This is a genomic window from Azospirillum oleiclasticum (genome assembly GCF_013423485.1).
GTDB classification, from domain to species: domain Bacteria; phylum Pseudomonadota; class Alphaproteobacteria; order Azospirillales; family Azospirillaceae; genus Azospirillum; species Azospirillum oleiclasticum.
This window is the reverse complement of sequence record NZ_JABFFR010000003.1, coordinates 101,528-117,669: the sequence shown is the minus strand read 5'-3', so window position 1 is coordinate 117,669 and position 16,142 is coordinate 101,528. Positions and strand designations below refer to the sequence as shown.

The 16,142-nt window shown below is 67.0% G+C and carries 15 protein-coding genes; 7 read left to right on the top strand and 8 right to left on the bottom strand.

The window, feature by feature from the left end; genetic code table 11:
* Nucleotides 1–145 precede the first annotated feature (145 nt).
* From rimI to HL658_RS05600, 3 genes are all read left to right on the top strand, one after another.
* The gene (gene rimI / locus HL658_RS05610; RefSeq protein ID WP_180280952.1) at nt 146–1,309 is read left to right on the top strand and encodes a ribosomal protein S18-alanine N-acetyltransferase; all 1,164 of its coding nucleotides are present in this window, start codon (nt 146–148) and stop codon (nt 1,307–1,309) included.
* Nucleotides 1,309–2,787 (top strand): RimK family protein, encoded by a 1,479-nt coding sequence (locus HL658_RS05605; protein ID WP_180280951.1) that lies wholly within the window; start codon nt 1,309–1,311, stop codon nt 2,785–2,787. The genes rimI and HL658_RS05605 overlap by 1 nt, the downstream gene beginning before the upstream one ends.
* Nucleotides 2,788–3,388: 601 nt before the next feature.
* Nucleotides 3,389–3,862, top strand: a complete 474-nt coding sequence (locus HL658_RS05600) for a sigma-70 family RNA polymerase sigma factor (RefSeq protein ID WP_180280950.1) — start codon at nt 3,389–3,391, stop codon at nt 3,860–3,862.
* Between the two features lie 103 nt (nt 3,863–3,965).
* On the opposite strand, the gene HL658_RS05595 is transcribed toward HL658_RS05600, so the two are convergent.
* On the bottom strand, nt 3,966–4,826 hold the full coding sequence (locus HL658_RS05595) for an SDR family oxidoreductase (RefSeq protein WP_180280949.1): 861 nt from the start codon (nt 4,824–4,826) through the stop codon (nt 3,966–3,968).
* A 345-nt stretch (nt 4,827–5,171) separates the two neighbouring features.
* Here HL658_RS05595 and HL658_RS05590 point away from each other — a divergent pair, with 345 nt between their 5' ends.
* Entirely contained in the window at nt 5,172–5,399 is a 228-nt protein-coding gene (locus HL658_RS05590; protein ID WP_180280948.1) for an anti-sigma factor family protein, read from the top strand.
* 101 nt (nt 5,400–5,500) lie between these two features.
* On the top strand, nt 5,501–6,970 hold the full coding sequence (locus tag HL658_RS05585; RefSeq protein ID WP_180280947.1) for an alkaline phosphatase family protein: 1,470 nt from the start codon (nt 5,501–5,503) through the stop codon (nt 6,968–6,970).
* Between the two features lie 27 nt (nt 6,971–6,997).
* On the opposite strand, the gene HL658_RS05580 is transcribed toward HL658_RS05585, so the two are convergent.
* Entirely contained in the window at nt 6,998–8,185 is a 1,188-nt protein-coding gene (locus HL658_RS05580; RefSeq protein ID WP_343055017.1) for a methyltransferase, read from the bottom strand.
* A gap of 592 nt (nt 8,186–8,777) precedes the next feature.
* On the opposite strand from HL658_RS05580, the gene HL658_RS05575 reads away from it, so the two are divergent.
* Both HL658_RS05575 and HL658_RS05570 read left to right on the top strand, forming a co-directional pair.
* Nucleotides 8,778–9,434 carry a transglycosylase SLT domain-containing protein gene (locus HL658_RS05575; protein ID WP_180280945.1) on the top strand — a complete coding sequence of 219 codons (657 nt, stop codon included), beginning with the start codon at nt 8,778–8,780 and terminating at the stop codon, nt 9,432–9,434.
* 58 nt (nt 9,435–9,492) lie between these two features.
* Nucleotides 9,493–10,341 (top strand): 23S rRNA (adenine(2030)-N(6))-methyltransferase RlmJ, encoded by an 849-nt coding sequence (locus tag HL658_RS05570; protein ID WP_180280944.1) that lies wholly within the window; start codon nt 9,493–9,495, stop codon nt 10,339–10,341.
* 64 nt (nt 10,342–10,405) lie between these two features.
* On the opposite strand, the gene HL658_RS05565 is transcribed toward HL658_RS05570, so the two are convergent.
* From HL658_RS05565 to HL658_RS05540, 6 genes are all read right to left on the bottom strand, one after another.
* On the bottom strand, nt 10,406–11,086 hold the full coding sequence (locus HL658_RS05565; RefSeq protein ID WP_180280943.1) for a phasin family protein: 681 nt from the start codon (nt 11,084–11,086) through the stop codon (nt 10,406–10,408).
* A gap of 315 nt (nt 11,087–11,401) precedes the next feature.
* Nucleotides 11,402–12,397, bottom strand: coding sequence for a branched-chain amino acid ABC transporter permease (locus HL658_RS05560; RefSeq protein ID WP_180280942.1), 996 nt, complete (start codon nt 12,395–12,397; stop codon nt 11,402–11,404).
* Between the two features lie 3 nt (nt 12,398–12,400).
* Complete coding sequence (locus HL658_RS05555) at nt 12,401–13,288, bottom strand: branched-chain amino acid ABC transporter permease (RefSeq protein WP_180280941.1); 888 nt, start codon at nt 13,286–13,288, stop codon at nt 12,401–12,403.
* Nucleotides 13,289–13,378: 90 nt separating this feature from the next.
* Entirely contained in the window at nt 13,379–14,587 is a 1,209-nt protein-coding gene (locus HL658_RS05550; protein WP_180280940.1) for an ABC transporter substrate-binding protein, read from the bottom strand.
* 27 nt (nt 14,588–14,614) lie between these two features.
* Nucleotides 14,615–15,322 carry an ABC transporter ATP-binding protein gene (locus HL658_RS05545; RefSeq protein WP_246337332.1) on the bottom strand — a complete coding sequence of 236 codons (708 nt, stop codon included), beginning with the start codon at nt 15,320–15,322 and terminating at the stop codon, nt 14,615–14,617.
* On the bottom strand, nt 15,315–16,070 hold the full coding sequence (locus HL658_RS05540) for an ABC transporter ATP-binding protein (protein WP_180280939.1): 756 nt from the start codon (nt 16,068–16,070) through the stop codon (nt 15,315–15,317). The genes HL658_RS05545 and HL658_RS05540 overlap by 8 nt, the downstream gene beginning before the upstream one ends.
* Between the last annotated feature and the right edge of the window lie 72 nt (nt 16,071–16,142).

Below are 16,142 nucleotides of genomic sequence, written 5' to 3'. Positions count from 1 at the left end.
CGGCCATTCCGGTTGCGGATCTTCCTCAAGTTTGGTTAAGCATGCTTTAAGCCTATGACTACCACTGCGGGTGCCGGACAACACGATGCCCGGACGCGCCGGGAAGAGTAGTATGCCGGTCCGGCACCCAGAGGATCGCCATCGCATGCTCCAGCCTTCCACCACCTTCGCCGCAGCGCAAGAGGCGGTTGGGCCGATCGCGCTGCGCACCGCCGTGGCGGCCGATATTCCGGCCTTGCTGACGATCGAGCAACGCTCCTTCGTCACCGACCGGCTGACCCGTCGCAGCTTCCACTACCTGCTGACCAGGGCCAACGCCACGGGGCTGGTGGAGACGCACGGCGGCAGGGTGGCTGGCTACGCCCTCGTCCTCTTCCATGCAGGAACGTCGCTGGCGCGCCTCTATTCCTTCGCCGTCGATCCCGACCACCGCGGCCAGGGCGTCGGCCGCCGCCTGCTGGAGGCCGCCGAGCAGGCGGCCCGCGCGCGCGACTGCCTGTATCTGCGGCTGGAGGTGAGGCGCGACAACGTCCCTGCCATCGCGCTCTACAAAGCCCACGGATATCGCGAGTTCGGTGTTTACACCGACTATTACGAAGACCACATGGAGGCGCTGAGGCTGGAGAAGCGCCTGGGTGCCACCGGACCCAGCGCACCGGTCGGCGGGCGGCTAGTGCCCTATTACCAGCAGACGTTGGACTTCACCTGCGGACCCTCGGCGCTGATGATGGCGATGAAGGCGATCAGACCCGACGCGATCGAGCTGAGCCGGCGGCTCGAGCTGCGGCTGTGGCGGGAGTCCACCACCGTCTTCATGACCTCCGGCCATGGCGGCTGCGGTCCCGTCGGGATGGCGCTCGCCGCGTGGCGGCGCGGCCTGCGGGTCGAGCTGTTCATCAAGGACGACACCACGCCCTTCCTGGACAGCGTGCGCAGCGACGACAAGAAGGAGGTCATGCGCATCGTGCACGACGACTTCCTGGAGGAGATGGCGGGCACCGACATCGCCGTCCACAACCGCACCCTGACGGCCGACGACATGGCGGACGCCGTGCGCGCCGGGTCCATCCCCGTGGTGCTGATCAGCAGCTACCGGATCTACCGCGAAAAATTCCCGCACTGGGTGGTCGTGGCCGGGGCCGACGACCGCTTCCTCTACGTTCACGATCCGCTCGTCCACGACCACCACCACGCGGACATCGACCGCATGAACATGCCGATCCCCAAGAGCGATTTCGAACGCATGGCGCGCTACGGCAAGGCCCAGCTCCGGGCCACGCTGCTGCTCAGCGAACGCGCGGAGTCCTGATGCCCTCCCATGTCGTCGTCGTGGACCGCCGGTCCGACTTCCCCTGGGCCAAGGCCAACCTCCAGGTCGCCACCGCGCGCGACTACATCCTGAAGCCGGAGCAGAAGCCGAAGAACACCCGCGTCATCAATCTCAGTCGCGGCTACGATTATCTCGGCACCGGCTATTACGTGTCGCTGCTGGCCGAGGCGCGGGGCGAGCGGGTGATCCCCTCGGTCAAGACCATCCTCGACCTCAGCCAGAAGACGCTCTACCGCCCGGCCCTGCCCGAGGTGGAGGAGACGCTGCGCCGCAAGATCAAGCGGCTGGCGCAGCCGCCGGAGACCTCCTTCAACCTCTATGTCTTCTTCGGCCACGCCGACGACCGCCGCTTCCAGGAGATCGCCCGGCGCGTCTTCGATCTGTTCCGCTGCCCCCTGTTGAAGGTGCAGGTGCGCCTGAAGCAGGACTGGACCATCCACGCGGTGGAGCCGCTGGGGCTCGACGACCTGACGCCCGAGCAGGCGGCCCAGGTGGAAACGGCGCTCGACCAATACACCCACGCGTCGTGGCGGGAGCCGGCGGTGCGCAGCGCGGCGCGCTTCACCCTGGCGATCCTGCAGAACCCCAAGGAGGAGCTGCCGCCCTCCAGCCCGCGCGCCTTGCAGAAGTTCGTCAAGGCCGGCGAAAGCCTGGGCATCGAGGTCGACCTGATCGAGAAGGGCGACTATCTGCGGCTGGCCGAGTACGACGCGCTGTTCATCCGCGAGACGACGAACCTCGATCACCACACCTACCGCTTCGCCAAGAAGGCGGAGAAGGAGGGCATGCCGGTGATCGACGACCCCGACTCGATCCTGAAATGCACCAACAAGGTCTATTTGGCCGAGCTGCTGAAGGCGCACCGCGTGCCCACACCGCGCACGGTGATCCTGGACAAGCGCGGGCTGCCGGGTCTGGACCAGGAGATCCCCTACCCCATCGTGCTGAAGATCCCCGACGGCTCCTTCTCCCGCGGCGTGTTCAAGGCGCAGAACCGCAGCGAGCTGGAGGCCACCGCCGAAAGCCTGTTCGAGGAATCGGCGATCATCCTGGCTCAGGAGTTCATGTTCACCGAGTTCGACTGGCGCGTCGGGGTGCTGAACCGCCAGCCGATTTTCGTGTGCCAGTATCTGATGGCCAAGAAGCACTGGCAGATCGTCAAGCACGCCGGCAACGGCCGCGCCGAACAGGGCTCCGCCCGCACGCTGTTGGTGGAGGAAGCGCCCCGCGAGGTGGTGGAGACCGCCGTGCGCGCGGCTGGTCTGATCGGCAACGGCCTCTACGGTGTCGATCTCAAGCAGAACGACCGCGGCATCCACGTCATCGAAATCAACGACAATCCCAACCTCGACCTCGGAGTCGAGGATGCCAAGCTGAAGGACGAGCTCTACCGCACCGTCATGCGGGAGTTCCTGCGGCGACTGGAACAGTCCGGCGGAAACCTCAGGCAGCCCTGACACGCGCTCGTCACAATTTTCAGCGGTGGCGATTCTCCAGCCGCCGCTGAATTGATTTTATTCGAAAAATCGGAACGAAGCACCGCCGATCATAGCCGATCGGAAGTGTAGGCTCTCGACCTGTGAGCAATAAATCTAAATTCATCGAGCTTCAGCGTCGTCATAGTTCATCATTATACGGCACTGCACCATGGTGAACGGGAGCCTGACCTGAGCCGTAGACATATTCCCTTATCGCATTACACATCGAACGCATCGCCGATCGGTTCGCTGGTGGAACAACCGGCCGAACGTCGCGTTATGAGCACGACGTAACGACGAACGGGGGATGACGCGGATAGGCCTTGCCCTCCGCGCTCTCTCCCCGGACGGTACCGGGAGACCGATATGACGACGGCCCAGTCAAGACGCGTCGCATTTCCACGACTCGGGGCACTCTGAGCGCGCCCGGCGCGCCGCCTGCCCCACGCCGAACACCACGAGAACCGTACCCCCGACCGGCCGCACGCGACGCGCCGGACAGTCTTTGTCGTCACTTTGCGGAAGGCGCCCCAACGTTCGGTCGCCTTCCTTGGAACGAACCTCGGAGGAAGAGACAGTCATGGCGTATTCGTTCGAAGCCGAGCTGATCCGCTGCATGCCGAACCTGCAGCGCTACGCCTGCAAGCTGACCAGGGACTCCGCCGCTGCTGAAGATCTGACCCAGGACTGCCTTGCCCGTGCCTTGTCGCGCTCGCACCGGTTCGAACCGGGTACCAACATGCAGGCGTGGCTGACCACCATGCTGAAGAACCTGCACTTCAACAATCTCCAGCGTGACAAGCATGTGACCAAGGTCGAGCTGTGGGACGGCGCCATGTCGGTCGAGGCCTCGCAGCTCTCGCGCCTCGTGTTCCGCGACGTCGACCGCGCCTTCTCCGCCCTCACCCCTAGCCAGCGCAAGGTCGTGAAGCTGGTCGCCATCGAAGGCCGCCCCTACCAGGAGGCGGCGGAAAAGCTGAACGTCTCCATCGGCACCATCCGCTCCCGCCTCTGCCGCGCCCGCGAACGGCTGAACAACCTCATGGCGGCGTGAGGGCGGCTCCTCCGATCGCGCCCGATGCCCTGCCGGTGTAGGGCATCGGGCGCGATCGGGGTGTGGAATCGCTTGGCCGGCAAGGATGCCGGTGCCCCGTCTTCTAACCGTTCACCACAGTCCCGCCGTTGGGGTGGAGCACCTGCCCCGTCATGTAGCTGCTGTCGCCGGAGGCCAGGAAGACGAAGCAGGTCGCCACTTCCTCCGGTTGGCCGGGGCGGCCCATGGGCACGTCAGTGCCGAATTCGGCCACCTTGTCCGCCGGGAAGGTGGAGGGGATCAGCGGCGTCCAGATCGGACCGGGGGCGACGGCGTTCACGCGGATGCCGCGACCGGCGAGGTGCTGCGAGAGCGACCGGGTGAAGGCGACGATGGCGCCCTTGGTGGAGGCATAGTCGATCAGCATCGCGTTGCCCTTGTAGGCGGTCACCGAGGTCGTATTCACGATGACGGCGCCCTCCTTCATGTGCGGCAGCGCCGCCTGCGCCATATGGAAATATCCGAAGATGTTGGTGCGGAAGGTTCGTTCGAGCTGCTCGGGCGTGATGTCCTCGAAGCTCTGCTGCGGATGCTGTTCGGCGGCGTTGTTGACCAACACGTCGATCCGTCCGTGTTCACCGACGATGCGCTCCACCGCCTGCCGACAGGTATCGCGACCGGTGATGTCGCCGCGGATGGCGATGCAGGGCTGCCCCTCCGCCTCGACCAGCCGCTTGGTCTCCTCGGCGTCGTCGTCCTCTTCCAGATAGACGAAGCCGATGCGTCCGCCCTCGCGGGCGAACAGCACCGCGGTGGCGCGGCCGATGCCACTGTCGCCGCCGGTGATCAGGCACACCTTGTCCCGCAACTTGCCGCTGCCGCGGTACTCCGGCCGGGTCGCCTGCGGGCGCGGGGTCATCGCCCCTTCGCGGCCGGGTTGGGTATCCTGATGCTGGGCGGGCTGCCGCCCTTCCTGCTGTGCCATGGGTTGCTTCCTCGCCGATCCGCCGGCGGTTGCGGGAGAAGTGTCAGGGCTGACAACAGGCGCGGTCCTATGACCGTTCCGAAATGCGGATGACCGGAACAAGGCTGCACGACCCGTGTTTCTCCATCGCAGACGACGCGGTCGCAAGGTTCAGAACGAGCGGACGGCTTGACGCCGCACCACGCACGGGTAAGGGTATCATCCAGCTGTCCTCCGACGGGTCCCCCATCGGAGGCGGCGGATCCCTCTCCACCGCATGCATGGTCGGCACCATATTGCCGGAAGAGTCCTGAACCCTTTCCGTAACCGGGCCTGGACCTTGGCGGCGCGCCGGGATTGAACGAGATGAAGCGTGTGACGATGAGCGATATCAACGCCTACCTCGATGGGGCACTCGACGACACCGAGCGCGAGGCGTTCGAGGAGGCCGTCGAGACGGACGCCGAAGCGAAAGCGTTGCTTTCGTTGCATCGTCAGCACGTGCAGGAACTCCACCGCCTCTATGATCCCATCCTCGACGAGCCGGTGCCGCAGCGGATGCTGGATCTGCTGCGCGGTCGCGGCAAGAGCTGAGCCACCGTTCCGGTCCTCGGCACGTCGCATGATGCCGTCCTGATTCGGGAGGACGCGGGCTTTCCTTTGCCGTGGACGCGTGCGGGCGTTATCAGGGACACATGGCTCGCGCGCGCATCGAACCCACCATCATCCTCGGTCCGGTCCTCTACTTCCGCGGCGAGCAGGCGGAACGCTGGCGGCTGTCCGTGCTGTTCATCCTGGACGGCGAGACCGAGCCCGAGGATCTGCGCGTCGATGGTGTGGGCCTTGCCGTGCCGCCGCGCCATGTCGGCTCCTGGAAGACGCGGCATGTCTGGCGTTTCGATTTCGCCGTCCCCCGCGGCGCGGAGGAGAGCACGGTCACCTATGGCTTCGAGGAGGGCACGCGCTGGCGTGTGACGGTGCCCGGAATTGGCGCGCGCGTCCGCATCGCCTACACCTCCTGCAACGGCGTGGAGGATGAGGCGACCATCACCGACCACCCGGCCCCACGCAACGCCCTGTGGGCCGACCTGTTCGATCGGCACGCGCAATACCCTTTCCACCTCCTGCTCCAGGGAGGTGACCAGCTCTACGCCGATGCGGTGTGGGAATGCCCGTTGATCGCGCGCTGGCGGGCGCGCCCGGCTCCCGCCCGGTTCGAGGAGCCGATGGAGCCGGCCATGGCCGAGGAGGCGATGGCCTTCTACTTCAACCACTATCTCAAGACCTGGGGCCAACCCGAAGTTGCCGCGGTACTTTCCCAAGTTCCGTCGGTCATGATGTGGGATGACCACGACATCTTCGACGGTTACGGCTCGCACCCTGAACCGATGAACCGCGCGCCCGTCCTGCGCGGGGTGGCGGAGGTGGCGCGGCGCACCTTCACCATGTTCCAGATCGGAGCGCCGGCCGACGACCTTCCCGAATGCGTGTGGGGCGGGCCGAGGGGCACCTTCTCGCAGGGGTTCAGGGTCGGTGCGTTCGGCATCCTCGCGCCCGACATGCGCAGCGAGCGTACGCCGCGCCGCGTGTTCTCGGACACCACCTGGCACGACCTTCCGCTCTGGCTGTCGCGGTTCGAGGGTTGCCGGCACCTGTTGCTGCTGTCCAGCGTCCCGCTGCTCTACGCCGACACCGGCGGAATCGAGCGCTTTTTGGGCCGGCTGCCCTTCCGGACCGGCTACGAGGACGACCTGCGCGACCAGTGGCGCAGCCACGCCCACCGGTCCGAATGGCGCCGCATGCTGAAGATGCTGGTGAACTTCTCGCGCGCCTACGGCTGCCGCGTCACCGTGCTGTCGGGCGAGGTGCACGCCGGCGGGCGGGCCGTGCTGCGCGGTGGCGGCACGGAAATCTGGCAGCTCATCTCCTCCGGCATCGTGCACCCACCGCCGCCGCGCTTGTATACGGCGGCCTTGGAACGGCTGGCCGCGCGACCGGACCAGCCGATGGATGGCTACAGTCTGGAGATGCCGGCCTTCGAGGAGAGCGGGCGCCGCATCATCCGGCAGCGCAACTGGTTGGCCCTCACCGTCACGGACCGCGGCCGGGTGATCGCCCGCTGGCGGGCGGAGGGCGAGCCGGCGATCTACGAGCAGGCGATATGATATGAGTGCCCGCTCGAACGAACGTCGTTAAACCTTTGTCAGGACAAACAGAAGCCCCTGCACCGGCTGGCCGCGCTCACGCCGTGGGCTGCACGGCTCCAACAGGGTGACGGCAAGGCCCGTGGCGGCCGCACGGTCGCGCACATGGGCCTCCGCATGGGCGTAGCGGCGGGCCGGTCCCAGGGCGAAGCCGTCGCCGTCCAGCCGTTCCACGGTCGCGGCCATCCGCCCGCCCGCCCGCAGGGCCAGGGCCGCCGACTCGAACAGCGGGCCGAGGTCGGCTATGTAGACGAGCACGTCGGCCGCGACGACCAGATCCCAGGCGTCCGCCTCCGCCCGCAGGGCGGCCACCGCGTCCGCAACGTCGAGACGGTCGTAGACACCGCGGGCGCGCGCCTTCTCAACCATCCGCGGCGCCAGATCGACGCCGGCCAGTTCGCTGGCCAGCGATCGGAACGTCACCCCGGCCAGCCCGGTGCCGCAGCCGAGGTCGAGCACGCGGAGGCCGCTCCGTCCATCGGCGAGGCTGTCCACGGCCTGCCGCAGCAGCTCCGGCGCCCGGTACTCCAGCCTGTCCACCAGATCGCGGTCGAACCGTTCGGCGTAACGGTCGAACAGCGCCCGCACATAGGCCGGCGTTAGGTCGGCCGGGTCGCCCGACTCGAGACGCGCGAGCAGGGCGCGGGCGCCGTGCCGGTCGGAGGGATCGTTGGCGGCGGATCGTTCCAGTGCCACCCGCGCCTTGCCAGCCTCCTGAAGCGCCAGCCAGACCCGACCGGCAACCGCCTGCAGGGCCGCATCGTCAGGATCATCCCGCAGGGCTGGTTGCAGCAGTTCCGCGGCCGCCAGAGCGTCGTCGCCTTCGACCAGAAGCGCCCCGAGCTCGGCCAGCGCGTCGCGGTCGTGCGGGTCGAGAACCACCGCTTCGCGGAACTCGGCGACAGCCTCCCCGTCGCGCCCGGCGTCGCGAAGAGCACGGGCAAGGCCACGCCGGGCCGCGGCCCAGTCCGACCGCTCCGCCACCAGAGCACCGAACGCATCGACGGCGCGCCGGTCACCAGCCGCGAGCCACGCGCCAGCCAGGGCAAGGCGCCAGTCACGCCGCCCGACGTCGATCGCGACGGAGCGGGCGTAGGCGCCAGCGGCGATCGCCGGGGAATGCTCGATGTGGGAGTCGCCCAGAGCGGCCCAGGCGTCCCCAAGATCCGGACACACCGCCGCTGCCGCGCGGAAGAGGATCCGGGCTGTGCCCGGATCACCGGCGCCCAGCGCATCGTACCCTTGGGACAACAGACCGTCGCCCGCCTCACACAGGTCCGTGGCAGGCTCGATTCGGGTCACGTTCGGCTGACCGGAGTAGGTCGAAGGGAAAGGATGTGCATGCCGCATCGCACAAGCGGGCGCAAGAGTGATGTCAGTCTTTTCACGGAAATGTGGCCAAGGCGACACGCCGTCGCACCCGCGTGGCTGGTTTTCCGTCCAGTCTGCACCCGCGAAAAGTGCCGCCCTGGGCTGCAAATTGTCTTAGTGACAACGGCTTAGTAGGGGACAGGCCGGTCGGTCATGGCCCCCGTTCGGTCAAAGGCTGCCGAGGCGAGGTCGGGCGAGGGTGGTATTACCAAGCCGTCAAGCGGGTTGACGGTCGGATAAATTTTTGGAAATGTCTCATCGGCGCCACGGTGGGTGGCGCTGACACTTGGGTAGGAGGCGGTCGCCGTAAGCGAATCGGCGGCCGGAATGAAAACTCCCGGACATGGGGTCCAGGGTTTCCCGCGGGCGGGCGGGGCGGCAAGAAGGGGAGAGATACATGCGACTTACGGACCGGCTCACGGGTGGGAGATTGGGTGGCGTCCTGGCCATCGCTCTCGGTGTGGCGATCCTCCCCTTCGCAGGGAAGCCGGCCCAGGCCGCCGATGACAACTGCGTGTCGCACGCCATCGAGGCGGAGCGTGAGCTGAACATCCCCGCGGGTCTCCTCGTCGCGGTATCGCTCGTGGAAAGCGGCCAGGACGGTGCGCCGTCGCCCTTCGCGATGAGTGTCCAGGGCCGCGCGATCTTCGCCCGCAGCGTGAAGGATGCCAGCCGGCTGCTGCGCGACTCGCGCGGCAACCTGCGCAGCAACACCTACGTCGGCTGCATGCAGCTCTCGCTCAGCCACCATCGTGGTCAGTTCGAGCCGGTCGAGCGCATCGTCGAGCCGCGTGAGAATGTCTGGTACGCCGGTCGCATGCTTCTGCGCTTGCATGGCGAGGAAGGCAACTGGCGCTCCGCCCTCGCCCGCTACAACGGTGGCTCCATGCGCACGGCGCAGAACTACGTCTGCAAGGTCTGGCAGCACCTGTCGGAGCTGGACGCGCGCAGCGCCCGCCTGATCGAGACGGCGGCCTGCGAGGACGGGACCCCGGCGATCGCCCCGAAGACCCGCCGCACCTTCCGCAACGGCCAGGTGGCCGCGCTCAACTAGCCGCGGCACTGAAACCCCACCCCTTGGCCGTTCCGGGGGGATGGGCTACACCGGGTGCATGAACTATCGTCACGCCTTTCACGCCGGAAACGCGGCCGACGTGCTGAAGCACGTGGTGCTGACCGCCATCATCCAGCGCCTGCGGGCCAAGCAGTCCCCCTTTTGCGTGCTCGACGCGCACGCGGGCATCGGACGTTACGACCTGTCCGCGGACGAGGCGCGTCGCACCGGCGAGGCGGAGGAGGGCATCGCCCCACTGCTCGCTGCTCCCCTCGCCCATCCCGCGCTCACCGCCTACCGTGATCTCGTCGCCGCCATGAACCCGCAGGGCGGCTTGCGCTGGTATCCTGGCTCGCCACGGATCGCCCGCGCGCTGCTGCGCCCGCAGGACCGGCTGCTGCTGGTGGAACTCCACCCCGACGACCATCGTGCACTGAAAGCGGAGTTTGCCGGCGACCCGCAGGTTGCCGTGCACCGCATGGACGCCTACGACGCGTTGAAGGCGCATCTGCCGCCCAAGGAGCGGCGCGGGTTGGTGCTGATCGATCCGCCCTTCGAAGCGCCGGACGAGTTCGCGCGCATGGTGGCCGGCATCGCCTTGGCGCACCGGCGCTTCCCGACGGGCGTCTATGCCCTCTGGTACCCGATCAAGGAGCGGCCGGCCGTGTGGCGCTTTCAGGAGGCACTGGCGGGCACCGGCATTCCGAAGATCCTGACGGTGGAGATGACCCTGCATCCAGAGGACACGCACCTCCGCCTCAACGGCAGCGGCCTCGCGATCGTGAACCCGCCCTGGACGTTGGACGACACGTTGCGCGACGCCCTGCCCGCGCTGCACGCGGCGCTTCCGCACAGCGGCGGCGGCGTCCGCATCGACTGGCTGGTGCCGGAAGGACCGCCGGCCTGAACGACCAAGGCCCCCGATCCTTTGACCGAGGGCCTTGGCGTCAGCGTCGCTCGTGCACTGCGTGTCAGCGGGTCAGGGTCTGCTTCGCCTCCTCCGCACGCTCGGTCAGCCGGCGCGCCGCGTCGTTGGCGGCCTGCGCCGACAGCTCGGAGATGCGGACGCTGCGGTTCAGCCACAGCTCCAGCTCACCCTTCACCAGGTCGCTCTGGGCTGCGTAGAAGTCCGGCACGGTGCGGGACCGCATGATGCTGCTCATGCCGTTCACCTGCCGCTGCATCGCCTCCTGGGTGAAGGAGAGATACTCGCGCCAGACGCTCTGCATGCCGTCCATCAGCACCGAGCCGCATTGCACGATGGCTTCGACGTTGTGCTGGGCCTGCTGGGCCACCTCGCCCTGCCCGTTGGCCCCGAAGCCGAACATCCGCTGAAGCTGCTCGGAGGTCATCCCGGCCGCACGCATGGCGGTGTCGGTCAGATTGGTCGCCGTCTCCCGGGCCGTCTCCGCGGTGCGGCGGCTCAGCTCGGCGCCGGCCTCCGTTACGCGGCGGGTGGCCTCGGCGCCTTCCTCGACGGTCCGTCGGGTGGCTTCGGCACCCTTGTCCGCCGCGTCGGAGGCGATGTCCTTGGCAGCGTCGGCGGCGCGGCGGGTCGAACTCGCCGCTGCGTTCGCCGTGTCTTCCATCGCCGCCTTGCCGCGCGCGGTCGCTTCCCTGGTCGCCGTGTTGGCGTCCCGTTCATTGGCCATCGTCACTCTCCCGATCCGGTGTCGATCACGACCGGGTCCCATGTTCCGGGTTTCCCGATTCGATCATGCTGCGCTGCGATATGCGCTGCGGCTGATATAGCACGCGGATAGCGAGTGATTCCGAGAGGGAAAAGGGTGAAGTGATACCTCGTAGTTGCACAGATGCAATCTGAATCCTGCACCACACCAACAGAAATCCCAAGGATTCAAAGCGATAGCGCGCGGGAGCCGTTCGGCGGCGCGACGAAGCATCGCATAAAAAAAGAGCGTCTGCCGGATTCCCCGGCGGACGCTCCTCGATTGACGCGCGGACGGTCAGCCGCGCGAACCTTTCAGGATCCGCGTGAGCTCACCCACGATGCCGCGGCGGAAGACCAGCACGCAGACCACGAAGATGGCCCCGATCACCACCGTCACCGGCAGGTTGGTGGCGGCGAGGTAGTTCTGCAGCGTGACGACCAACGCCGCCCCCACCACCGGGCCGAACAGCGTTCCCATGCCGCCCAGCAGCGTCATCAGCACCACCTCGCCCGACATCTGCCAGGACACGTCGGTCAAGGTGGCGAGCTGGAAGACGATCGCCTTGGTGGCACCCGCCAGCCCGGCGAGCGCCGCCGACATGACGAACGCGGCCAGCTTGTACTGCTCCGTCCGGTAGCCGAGCGAAATGGCACGCGGCTCGTTCTCGCGGATCGCCTTCAGCACCTGGCCGAAGGGCGAATGGACCGTCCGCCAGATGATCAGGAATCCCAACACCGCGATCGCCAGCACCGTGTAGTACATGGCGAGCGGGCTGGTCAGGTCGATCACCCCGAACAGCCGGCCGCGCGGCACAGCCTGAATGCCGTCCTCGCCGCCGGTGAAGGGCATCTGGAGCGCCAGGAAGAAGATCATCTGCGCCAGCGCCAGCGTGATCATGGCGAAGTAGATGCCCTGCCGCCGGATCGCCAGCAGCCCGAACACCATGCCCAGCGCGGCGGCGAAGGCGGTGCCCAGCAGGATGCCGATCTCCGGCGTCACCCCCCACACCTTCACGGTGTGGGCGGAGATGTAGGCGGCACCGCCGAAGAAGGCCGCGTGCCCGAAGGACAGCAGCCCGACGAAGCCGATCAGCAGGTTGAAGGCGCACGCGAACAGCGCGAAGCACAGCACCTTCATCAGAAACACGGGGTAGAGCGCGAAGGGTGCCGCCAGCAGCAGCACCAGCAAGACCGCCGCCAGCACGGTGCGCACCGGCCCGGTCAGGAGTCCCTCGCCACCGGTGACGGATCCGGGCGGCTTGTTCTGAGCAGTCTGGGTGTGGGTCGTCATGGCTCACCTCTCCCGGCCGAACAGGCCGGCCGGCTTGATCAGCAGGACCACGGCCATCACGACGAAGACCACGATGTTGGATGCCTCGGGGTAGAAGACCTTGGTCAAACCTTCCAACAGGCCCAGCGCGAAGCCGGTCACGATGGCGCCCATGATCGAGCCCATGCCGCCGATGACGACCACCGCGAACACCACGATGATCAGGTTGGACCCCATCAGCGGGTTGACCTGATAGATGGGCGCCGCCAGCACCCCGGCAAAGCCGGCCAGCGCCACACCGAAGCCGTAGGTCAGCGTGATCATGCGCGGCACGTTGATGCCGAAGGCCTGGACCAGCACCGGATTCTCGGTGGCGGCGCGCAGGTAGGCACCGAGCCGCGTGCGCTCGATGGCGTACCAAGTGCCGAGGCAGACCACCAGGGAGGCGACCACCACCCAGCCGCGGTAATTGGGCAGGAACATGAAGCCGAGGTTCCGCCCGCCCTGGAGCGCGTCCGGAATGCGGTAGGGCTGGCCCGAAGCGCCGTACCAGTGGCGGAACATCCCCTCCAGGATCAGTGCCAGCCCGAAGGTCAGCAGCAACCCGTAGAGATGGTCCAGCTTGTACAGCCGGCTCAGCATCGTCTTTTCCAGTATGATGCCGAACAGCCCGACCACCAGCGGGGCCAGGATCAGCGCCGGCCAATAGCCGATGCCGAGATATTGAAGCATCAGCCACGCCGTGAAGGCGCCGACCATGTACAGCGCGCCGTGCGCGAAATTGATGACGTTGAGCATGCCGAAGATCACGGCAAGCCCAAGGCTGAGCAGGGCGTAGAATGACCCGTTGATCAGCCCGAGCAGGAGCTGCCCGAACAGCGCCTGGGGCGGGACCCCCAAAAACTCAAACATGCCGTCCGCCCTTTCGATGGCATCCCAGCGCGGGACCGTACGCCGCCCTCACGGGAGAGGACGGACGTGCGGTCCCGTTCACTTCAGCCGTCAGCCCTTGATCGGGCAGCCGCTCTTCTCCAGCGTCGCGAAGGCCTGGTCGCCGGGGATGGTGCTGATGATCTGGTAATAGTCCCACGGCCCCTTGGACTCGGACGGCTTTTTCACCCGCGCCAGGTACATGTCGTGCACCATGCGCCCGTTCGGCAGGATCTTGCCGTTCTTGGCGAAGAAGTCGTTGACCGGCATCTCCTTCATCTTCTTGGCGACGGTGGGGCCATCGTCGGTGCCCGCGGCCTCGACCGCTTTCAGGTAATGCCGCACGGAGGAGTAGGAGCCGGCCTGCACCATGGTCGGCATCTTGCCGGTCTTGGCCTTGTACTTCTCCGACCAGGCACGGGTTTCGGCGTTCATGTCCCAGTAGAAACCGGTGGTGAGTTGCAGGCCCTGCGACACCTGCAGACCCAGCGCGTGGACATCCGACAGGAACAGCAGCAGGCCGGCGAGGCTCTGGCCGGACTGGGTGATGCCGAATTCCGACGCCTGCTTGATGGAGTTGATGGTGTCGCCGCCCGCGTTGGCCAGCCCGATCACCTGGGCGCCCGACGACTGGGCCTGGAGCAGGAAGGACGAGAAGTCCGACGTGTTCAGCGGGTGGCGCACCGTCCCGACCACGGTGCCCCCGTTGGCCTTCACGACGGCCGAGGTGTCGGCTTCGAGCTGGTGGCCGAAGGCGTAGTCGGCTGTCAGGAAGAACCACTTCTTGCCGCCCGCGTCCACGATCGCCTTGCCGGTGCCGACGGCCAGTGCGTGCGTGTCGTAGGCCCAGTGGAAACCGGTGGGCGAGCAGGCGTCGCCGGTCAGGCGCGAGGTGGCTGGCCCCTGCATCAGGAAGATCTTGCCCTTCTGCTTGGTGATGTCCTGCACCGCCAGCGCCACACCCGAGTTGGGCACATCGACGATCACGTCGACATTGTCCTGGTCGATCCACTGGCGGGTGATGTTGGAGCCGATGTCGGCCTTGTTCTGGTGGTCGGCGACGACCACCTCGATGGGCTTGCCGAGCACCTTGCCACCATGGTCCTCCGCCGCCATGCGGGCGGCGACGGCCGAGCCCTCGCCGCCAAGGTCGGCGTAGAGGCCGGAGCGGTCGTTCAGGACGCCGATCTTGATCACGTCGCCGGAAACGCCCTGCGCCTGCGCCGCACCGACGCCAAGGGCCACAAACGCCGCACCCGCGGCGAGAATCCGTGCCAGCATGTCCTTGCCTCCCAATCCTTGGTGTTTCTAGACGCCGAGATACTCGTGAAGGCGCTCCATGTTCGCCTCCAGCTGCTCGTTCGGGATCATGTCGACGATTCGTCCGTCTTCCATGACGTAGTGGCGGTCCGCCAGCGTGGCGGCGAACCGGAAATTCTGCTCCACCAGAAGAATGGTGAAGCCTTTCGCCTTCAGTTCGCGGATCACGCGGCCGATCTGCTGCACGATCACGGGGGCCAGACCCTCCGTCGGCTCGTCCAGCAGCAGCAGGGTGGCGCCGGTGCGCAGGATGCGGGCGATCGCCAGCATCTGCTGCTCGCCGCCCGACAGCTTAGTGCCCTGGCTGCGCCGGCGCTCCTTCAGGTTGGGGAACAGGCGGAAGATGTCCTCCACCGCCATGCCGCCCGGCCGGACCACCGGCGGCAGCATCAGGTTCTCCTCCACGTCCAGGCTGGAGAAGATGCCGCGCTCCTCCGGCACGAAGCCGATGCCGAGCCGCGGGATGCGGTGCGGGGCGAGCCCCACCGTCTCCGTTCCCTCCATGCGGATCGAGCCATCGCGGCGCGGGACGATGCCCATGATGGAGCGCAGCGTGGTGGTCTTTCCGGCTCCGTTGCGACCGAGCAGCGTCACCACTTCGCCTTTCGGCACGGTCAGCGACACACCGTGCAGCACGTGGCTCTCGCCGTAGAAGGCGTGGAGATCGGCAACTTCCAGCATGACGTCGTCAGGCATGCCCGGTCCCCATGTAGGCTTCCATCACGCGCGCGTCGCGCGACACCTCGGCGTAGCTTCCTTCCGCCAGGATCTCGCCGCGCGCTAGGACGGTGATTCGGTCGGACAGGTCCGCCACGACCGACAGGTTGTGTTCCACCATCAGGATGGTGCGCTTGGCCGCGACACGGCGGATCAGCTCGGCGATCCGGCCGATGTCCTCGTGCCCCATGCCGGCCATCGGCTCGTCCAACAGCATCATGTCGGGATCGAGCGCCAGGGTCGTGGCGATCTCCAGCGCGCGCTTGCGCCCGTAGGGCAGCTCCACCGCCAGATGGCCGGCGTAACCGCTGAGCCCGACATCCTCCAGCAGCTCCTCGGCCCGGCCGTTCAGGCGGTTAAGCCGCGATTCGGACTCCCAGAAATGAAAGGAGTTGCCGAGGGGGCGCTGAAGGGCGACGCGCACATTTTCCAGCACGGTCAGGTGCGGAAACACCGCCGAGATCTGGAAGGATCGCACGATCCCCAGCCGGGCCACGTCGGCCGGCTTGATCCGCGTGATGTCCTGGCCGTTGTAGAGAATCCGGCCGCTGGTCGGTTGCAGGAACTTGGTCAGAAGATTGAAGACCGTGGTCTTGCCGGCTCCGTTCGGTCCGATCAGGGCATGGATCGTGCCCCGCTCGACGCGGAGGTCCACATTCCGCACCGCAACGAACCCGCGGAACTCCTTGGTGAGCCCGTTGGTCTCGAGAATGGCGTCCCCCGCCATGCGCTTCCCATCCCTGTTCTTCGTATTTCGTTTCAGCTTCGGATGATACACGAGCCGAACGGTGCGGCAAAC

Coding starts and splice junctions, on each gene's coding strand:
- HL658_RS05590 (WP_180280948.1), top strand. CDS start 5,172: ATGAAGCGTGTGACGATGAGCGATATCAACGCCTACCTCGATGGGGCA.
- HL658_RS05550 (WP_180280940.1), bottom strand. CDS start 14,587: ATGCTGGCACGGATTCTCGCCGCGGGTGCGGCGTTTGTGGCCCTTGGC.
- rimI (WP_180280952.1), top strand. CDS start 146: ATGCTCCAGCCTTCCACCACCTTCGCCGCAGCGCAAGAGGCGGTTGGG.
- HL658_RS05540 (WP_180280939.1), bottom strand. CDS start 16,070: ATGGCGGGGGACGCCATTCTCGAGACCAACGGGCTCACCAAGGAGTTC.
- HL658_RS05595 (WP_180280949.1), bottom strand. CDS start 4,826: ATGGCACAGCAGGAAGGGCGGCAGCCCGCCCAGCATCAGGATACCCAA.
- HL658_RS05555 (WP_180280941.1), bottom strand. CDS start 13,288: ATGTTTGAGTTTTTGGGGGTCCCGCCCCAGGCGCTGTTCGGGCAGCTC.
- HL658_RS05545 (WP_246337332.1), bottom strand. CDS start 15,322: ATGCCTGACGACGTCATGCTGGAAGTTGCCGATCTCCACGCCTTCTAC.
- HL658_RS05585 (WP_180280947.1), top strand. CDS start 5,501: ATGGCTCGCGCGCGCATCGAACCCACCATCATCCTCGGTCCGGTCCTC.
- HL658_RS05565 (WP_180280943.1), bottom strand. CDS start 11,086: ATGGCCAATGAACGGGACGCCAACACGGCGACCAGGGAAGCGACCGCG.
- HL658_RS05575 (WP_180280945.1), top strand. CDS start 8,778: ATGCGACTTACGGACCGGCTCACGGGTGGGAGATTGGGTGGCGTCCTG.
- HL658_RS05605 (WP_180280951.1), top strand. CDS start 1,309: ATGCCCTCCCATGTCGTCGTCGTGGACCGCCGGTCCGACTTCCCCTGG.
- HL658_RS05560 (WP_180280942.1), bottom strand. CDS start 12,397: ATGACGACCCACACCCAGACTGCTCAGAACAAGCCGCCCGGATCCGTC.
- HL658_RS05570 (WP_180280944.1), top strand. CDS start 9,493: ATGAACTATCGTCACGCCTTTCACGCCGGAAACGCGGCCGACGTGCTG.
- HL658_RS05600 (WP_180280950.1), top strand. CDS start 3,389: ATGGCGTATTCGTTCGAAGCCGAGCTGATCCGCTGCATGCCGAACCTG.